The sequence below is a fragment of the Cytobacillus sp. SAFR-174 genome, from assembly GCF_051964675.1.
Classification (GTDB): Bacteria; Bacillota; Bacilli; order Bacillales; family Cytobacillaceae; genus Cytobacillus.
Map to the genome: position 1 here is coordinate 1 of NZ_JBQCMZ010000047.1, position 1,464 is coordinate 1,464.

The window sequence follows — 1,464 nt, forward strand, 5'->3', positions numbered from 1 at the left end:
AGTCAAGTCCTGGTTATTGTGTAAAATCAATGGCAAGTGTTTTCAACCAAACCCTTTTATTTTTTTAGCGAAGCTTCCATGGATTTTTTTTTTCATCTCCGGGAAGGGATGTCAAATGGTTTTCAATTTGACATCCCTTTCCGGAGATGTAATCATCCATGATGGAAGTGAAGCTTAAAATACGACTACTTTAGCCTGCCACCCATTAAAGATTTCCTCTTTAAGTAATCTGACTCATGGTAATGCATCAGAATTGCGCCAACCAAACGGTACGCTGATTGAGAATTGGGGAAAATACGAATCACTCTTTCCCTCCTGCGAACCTCCTGATTAAGCCGTTCCAATGAGTTGGTACTTCGGATATGGATTCGGATATGTTCAGGAAAATTCATATACTGAATGGTATCTTCGAAACCATCATCCAAGATGGCAAGCGCATTTTCAAATCTCGCCTCATTACTAAATCGCTTCATCAATTCATCCTTGAACTGGCGTATGTCCTCAATCGTAACTGCTTCAAATATCCTCTTAATCATCATGCGGATTTCGGCTGTATCCTTTTTGGGTAATTTCCCAAGGATATTCCGTTTGAAATGGACATTGCATCTTTGCCAGGCCGTCCCGATAAATTCACGTTGAATGGCTTTCTGAAGCCCTTGGTGAGCATCCGAGATCAGTAGTTTTGGTGATTGGAGGCCGCGTGATTTAAGCTGTTGAAAAAAACGGCTCCAGCTTTCGTAACTTTCCGCATGGTCAACATTTAGGCCAAGTATTTCACGGGTGTTATTCTCTGCAATGGCTGTCGCAATATAAACAGCCTTGGATACGACACGATTGTGCTCACGGACCTTTATATACATGGCGTCGGCAAAAACATAAGGGTAGTAGCTTGTATTCAGGGGCCGACCGGCCCATTCATTCACAATGGGATCAAGCTTGTGTGTAAGAGATGAAACAAACGATTTGGACACATTCTTACCACAAAGCTGTTCTACAATGTTGGTCACTTTCCTCGTTGAAACGCCATTGACAACCATCTCCACCATTGAGAGGACCAGAGCCTGGTCACATCGTGAATACTTCTCAAAAACAGTAGTTGAGAACTCGCCATTACGTGTCCGTGGAACCTTTAGGGTTATATTTCCGATACTCATCAACAGTTCACGTTCATAATAACCGTTCCGGTAGTCACGGCGTTCAACAGCGCGTTCATAAGGGGCAGCCTTTAAATAGTCATCCCTTTCCTTTTCCATAAACTCATTTAGTACCAACACAACGGCTGATTTAATGACCATATCCAGATTGGAATTTACAATAGCTTCTTTTAAAACATCAACATTCAGGTTAAACTGTACTTGAGTCATTACTATTCCTCTTTTCACTAATTTTTCTGTGGTAGAAAACAGTGTTGCCAAGAGTGAATAAAATGACTCTTTCTTTTTACACAATTATATGGACTTAATC

1 protein-coding gene is annotated in these 1,464 nt (G+C 41.2%); it reads right to left on the reverse strand.

The genetic code is table 11. From position 1 onward, the window contains the following. Positions 1-185: 185 nt before the first annotated feature. On the reverse strand, positions 186-1,364 hold the full coding sequence (locus ACTHRG_RS23475) for an IS256 family transposase (RefSeq protein WP_076257895.1): 1,179 nt from the start codon (positions 1,362-1,364) through the stop codon (positions 186-188). Positions 1,365-1,464 lie beyond the last annotated feature (100 nt).

Bases quoted from the DNA above. Each gene is read 5' to 3' on its own strand.
- ACTHRG_RS23475 (WP_076257895.1), bottom strand. From the start codon at position 1,364: ATGACTCAAGTACAGTTTAACCTGAATGTTGATGTTTTAAAAGAAGCT.